Source organism: Pseudomonas sp. RIT-PI-AD (genome assembly GCF_025642785.1).
Classification (GTDB): domain Bacteria; phylum Pseudomonadota; class Gammaproteobacteria; order Pseudomonadales; family Pseudomonadaceae; genus Pseudomonas_T.
In genome coordinates this window covers 1-5,731 of sequence record NZ_JANZKU010000050.1, presented here as the reverse complement: position 1 = coordinate 5,731, position 5,731 = coordinate 1, and the positions used below count along the sequence as shown (strand labels likewise).

Annotated in this window: 2 protein-coding genes and 1 pseudogene; all 3 read left to right on the top strand. The window is 65.6% G+C overall.

What is annotated here, in order from left to right; translation table 11 throughout:
* Positions 1 to 372 (top strand): annotated as a pseudogene (locus tag OGL92_RS21820) (hypothetical protein); the annotation flags it as partial.
* 19 nt (positions 373 to 391) lie between these two features.
* Positions 392 to 1,429, top strand: coding sequence for a DUF2169 domain-containing protein (locus OGL92_RS21815; protein WP_263147940.1), 1,038 nt, complete (start codon positions 392 to 394; stop codon positions 1,427 to 1,429).
* Between the two features lie 3 nt (positions 1,430 to 1,432).
* Positions 1,433 to 5,731 (top strand): DUF6531 domain-containing protein (locus OGL92_RS21810; protein WP_263147938.1); only part of this gene is annotated, 4,299 nt, incomplete at its 3' end.

Below are 5,731 nucleotides of genomic sequence, written 5' to 3'. Positions count from 1 at the left end.
TCGATTTCGGTGGGGCAATTCAAGACCGAGACGGTCAAGCTCGCCTATATGCAAACCGTGGGCATGGGCAAGATGGTCAACATCGGCCTCGGCTACAACCTCAACGTCGGCATGGCGATGGTCACCAATGTCGGCATGAGCAAGAGCGACACCATCGGGCAGAACCACACGGCGTCGGTGGGCAAGGTCTATACCCTCACGGCGGGCGGTGCCAGCACGGTGGTGATGGATGACAAGAGCATCCTGCTGCAGGTCGGCAAATCGAAAGTGGTGCTGGAGGCCGACGGGACCATCACCCTGGAAGGGGTGAAGATCGCGGTCAATGGCAAAGAGCTGGTGGACGTCGACGCCAAGAAGATCGATCTGAACTGAGCAGGGAAGCCGTCGCGTCATGACTGTCATCGTCAGCCAGTCCCTGTTTCCCGTGCAGGGCTTCGAACACCGTTTCTACCACGGCAATCGCTATCACTGCCTGTCCGCCAAGGTGACCCTGGAATGGGACGCCGAGGGTCGGCTGGCGCCCCTCGCGCGTCAGCCGGAGATGGTCATCAACGACCTCTGGCTGGACGAGGAAAACCGTTCCAGTCTGCTGTATCCCAGCGACCTGATCCCCTTCAAGCCCACCACCGACGTCCTGGTCACCGGAACCCTGCGGGCACCCCAAGCCGAACCCATGCCCGGCTGGTACGTCGCCCTGCGTATCGGGGAACGGGAAAAACGCCTGCGCATCCACGGGCCGCGCCATTGGCGGCACAGCTTGCTGGGGGGTTGGACATTGAGCGAGGCGGAGCCCGTCTCGGGCGTTTCGCTGCTGTACGAAAACGCCTATGGCGGCACCCTCGGGCCCGTGCGCGAGCACTACGAGGACGGCGAGTTCTTCCCCTCCAATCCGCTCGGCTGCGGCTTCGTCGGGCGTGCCCAGGCGGACACCTCGCAGCTGTACCCGGCCGCACAGATCGAGGCCTGGGACGCCCCGCTGACGACCTTCGGCCAGGACGTGGAGCCCGGCGGCTTCGGTCCGCTGCCCGGCTTCGTAGCGGAGCGCCAGAAGTATGCCGGTACCTACGATGAGCAATGGCGGGAGTCGGTGGCGCCTAACATTCCCCTGGACATGGACATGCGCTACTGGAACACCGCTCCGGCGGACCAGCAGCCCGCGGCCTACCTCAAGGCGGGGGATGTGATCGAGCTGGCGGGTACCCGCCCGGGGCCGCCGCTGCGACTGGTCCTGCCTCCTTTCGACGCCGCGGGTGTCGCCCACTGGGAAGACGGCGCCCGAGAAACCCACGCGATGCTGCTGGACACCGTGCTGATCGATCTGGACCAGGACCGCGTGACCCTGCGGTATCACGGCCTCGTGGAGTTCGACGAGCGTATCAAGCGCATCAACGTCTACTGCGCCCCCACCACCTACCCGGCAGGAAGTTGAGCCATGGGCGATCCTCTCAAGGCGGAACGGACGCCTAAACATTTCGCCGCGGTGGTGGCCCCGGCCCTGGCCGCGACGCCCTTCGGCAGCCGCCCGGTGCCCAGCACGCCCGCGGTGAGCTTCGCGGTGGCCGAAGGCGCGGCGCAACGTACCTATGGCAACAGCGCCAACCTGTTCCTGCTGCGCTCGACCGCGATCGACAACGGCAAGATGTTCAAGCCCACCGAGTTCCTCGCGCAGAACCCGGTGGAAGGCAGCTTCTCCACCAGTCACGGGCACATGGGGGTGATCAGCGGGCCGAGCATTGCGCCCTGTCCCGGTGCGATCAACTGCGGCGTGCTGCCCGGTCCCAATGCCAAGTGTTCCGCGGAACTCGAGGGCTTGCTCGAGGCCCTGGCCGAGCGGATCGCCAACGAGTTCATGAACAACCCGCTTTCGTTCCTGCTCGATTTCGACTCGGCCCGCGATCAGGCCAAGAAAGATTTGCTGCTGGAAAAAGGCAAGGGCTACTGGGAGTCGATCAAGGGTGGCGCGAAGTCGGTGTGGGGCGGCATCACCGCAGGCGCCGATTACCTGGCCAGCAACGACCTCGGCACCATCGCCAGCGATGCGAAGGAAGGTGTCGAAAAGGCCTACGATGCGTCGGTCGCCTTCACCACCGACGTGATGGAAGCCATCGACGAGCTGAGCAAGCTCAGCCTCGACGAGATCAAGGCGATCATCAAAGACTGGCTGCGCGAACTGCTGGACGACCTGGCCTGTTCGGCCCAAGAGCTGTTGTCCAGCATGCTCGCCGACCCCAAGCCCATGGCTCGGCAACTGGGCGAGGCGGCCGGCGCCGCCGAGGTGCATGTCGCCGAGACGGTGGTGATCGCAGTCGCCACCCGCGGTGCGGGCAGCGCGGCCAGCAAGGTCGGCCAACTGATCGGCAAGACCGGCAACCGCATCGGCGATCTCTACGAGCGCCTGAAGAAAGCTTCGAAGAAACCCCGCGGGACCAAACCTTCCCACGAGCCCAAGCCCAAGCCGGTACCGAAGAAACCTTCGCCTGAACAGGAGCGGCCCCACGACAAGGACGGCGTGCCCGGTAAGGAAAAGGGCGAAGCCAAGCCGAACTGCCTGAACTGCGCCCTGGCCACGCCCAAGCCGGTGAACGCGATCTACGGGGCCAAGTTGCTGGCGGGCGATGAAGACCTCGATTTCGTGCTCGAGGCACCCATGCCGCTGGCCTGGCAGCGGACCTACGCCTCCAGTAATCCCCGACGGTCCTGGCTGGGGCAGGGCTGGAGCGTTCCCATCGACTTCCGCCTGGAAGTGGAAGGCGACGTTATCGTCTTCGTCGACATGCAGGGGCGACGGACCCGTTTCCCGGGCATCGCCGTGGGCGAGCGGTTCTTCTCCAAGTACGAACTCACCACCCTGCAGCGCAACCAGCGCAACCAGTACGAAGTGATCGCGCCCGACGGCCTGCGGCTGATCTTCGGCCTGGCGCCGCTGGATCAGGCCCTGCTGGGCGAGCGTGATGCCGACGAAGCCCGCCGTACGGCGCGCGAGGCCCGCGCTTGGGAGCGGCTGCTGGCCAACCGTGCCGAACAGGGCGAAGCGCCATTGCCCGAGCCTGCGGCCGATCCGCTGGACAAGCGCGCGCCGCAAGCGGAAACCCTGGTGCTATTGGGTTTCATCGATCCCAACCATAACCATCTGCGCCTGCAATATGCGGCGGATGGGCTGCCCTATCACCTGGACACCAGCAGCGGGCGCCGCCTGGGCTTCGTCTTCGATCGCGGTCAGCCGGAGCAACCGCGCCTGACCCACGTGGTGGAGCTGTTCGGCGAGCCGGACGCCAGCGGGCACTACCCCCGCGAACGCCAGCAATGGCTGGTGGAATACCGCTACAGCGCCGAAGGCGATCTGGTCGAGGTGCGTGACGGCGATGGGCAGCTCGGGCGCACCTTCGCCTGGCAGAACCACATGCTGGTGGAGCATGGCGAGCCGGGAGGGTTGGTCTCGCGTTACGAGTGGGACCGCCTCACTCCGAAAGGCAAGGTCTTGCGCAACACGCTCTCAGACGGCGAGAGCTGGATCTTCGTATACGACGAACTGGCCCGCGAGACCCGCGTCATCGATGCCGGCGGCCGCGAGACCCTTTATCGCTACGACGAAGACGATTACCTGATCGGCCTGGTCGATCCTCTGGGGGGCGAGTCGCGCTACGAGCGCGATTCCTATGGCAACCTGCTGGCGAGCACCGACCCGGCCGGGCGCGTCACCCGCTTTCAATACGATGCCCGGGGCAACCTGATCCGCCTGACTCAACCCGACGGCGCGGTCTACCGCTTCGCCTGGCATGAGGTCTGGCGCAAGCCCGTCGCGCTCACCGATCCCCTGGATCGCACCACACAGTACCGCCACGACGCGCGCGGCAACGTGGTGGAGGTCGTCGAACCGGACGGCGCCGGTACCGAATACCGCCTGGACGACCGCGGCCTGCCCAGTTCGCTGGTCGATGCGCGCGGCGGGGTGAAGACCTTCGAGTTCGATGCCCAGGGCCGGCTGGTGGCCCATACCGACTGTTCGGGCAGCCGTACCCATTACGGCTATGACCTGCATGGCAACCTGGCCAGCGTGACCGATGCGCTGGGACACAACACCCAATACGGCTACACCCGGGTCAACCGGCGCTTCCGCCTGAGCAGCGTGCGTTACGCCGATGGCGGCGTGGAGCGCTTTGCCTACGACCGGCTCGGGCGCCTGATCGCCCATCACGACCCGTTGGGCCGGGCGACCCGCTACCGGCTGGACAGTGAAGGCCGTCCCCTCGAACGGGTCGACGCGCTGGGTCATCGCCTGCGTTATCAGTACGACCTGCATGGTCGCCTGGCCAGCCTCGCCAACGAAAACAATGCGATCTACCGCTTCGCCTGGGACCCCCTGGACCGGCTGGTGGCGGAGCAGGGCTTCGATGGCCGTCGCATCGACTACCGCTACGATCCGTCGGGTTACTTGCTGGAAAGCGCCGATGGCGTTCCCCTGGGAGCGCCGCTTCTCGGTGAAGGCGTTGCCGCGTCCATCCTGCGTACCCGTTATCAACGCGACGCCATGGGCCGTCTGCTGGATAAATACAGCCTCAAGCCGGCTGCAGGCCGGCCGCAGGTGGCCCACAGTCGCTACGCCTACGATGCCGCGGGCCAACTGGTGCAGGCACGCAACGAACAGGCGCGGGTGGCGCTGTATTACAACCTGAGCGGGCGGCTGAGCCGGGAAGTGTTGCGCAGCCGTGGCGGCCAGTACAGCGAACTGCAACACCGCTACGACTTGCTGGGAAATCGCGAGGCCACCGTCCTGCCGGATGGACGTACCTTGAACACCCTGACCTACGGCAGTGGCCACGTGCACCAGATCAACCTGGATTTCCAGACGATCTGCGACTTCGAGCGCGACGCCCTGCACCGGGAGGTGGGGCGCAGCCAGGGTGCGCTGTTCACCCAACTGACGCTGGACCCGGTAGGCCGGCTGTTGCAGAGCCAGGTCAAGTTGCAGCAGCAGGCGGGCGCGGGCGAACCCTTGGCGGGCCAGGGTGCCGAGCGGCAGCAGGCCTCCCAGGGCCAGCGCATCGCCCGGCGCTATCAATACGACCTGGCCGGTCAGTTGATGAGCATTACCGACCGGCGTCAGGGCGTGACCCGTTACGGCTACGACGCGCTCGGTCGGTTGCGCTCGGCTGTGGCGCCCCATGCCCAAGAGACCTTCGCCTTCGATCCGGCCCATAACCTGATGCAACCGGAGGAGGCGCAGCGCGAAGAAGTGAAGGCGCGCAAGACCCAATGGAGCGAGGAGGAATGGGCGGCCTATGTGCAGGCCAACCTGGACAATCCGGACTTCAATCCGCTGCTGACCCCGGCCGAGGCGGCGTCCGACCCGAGTACCTGGGGCGAGAACAAGCCCAATCGACTGCGGGTCTGGCAGGAGCACCGTTATGCTTATGACAGCTGGGGCAACTGCATCGAGAAGAAGTCTGGTCCGAACCAGGTGCGGCACTTCGCGTGGGACGCCGAGCACCGGTTGAGCCGGGCCACCATCCGCAAGAGCAACGGTCGTTTCGTCCATGTCGAGCACTGGGGTTACGACTACGACCCGTTCAGTCGACGCATCGCCAAGTACCGCCTGGACCCGACGAAACCCGAGCGGTGCCGCCCCTGGTTGGACGGTGGGACCACTCACTTCAGTTGGGATGGCAACCGGTTGCTGCTGGAGCGGCAAGGCGAGCGGCAGAGCCTGTATGTATACGAGCCGGACAGTTTT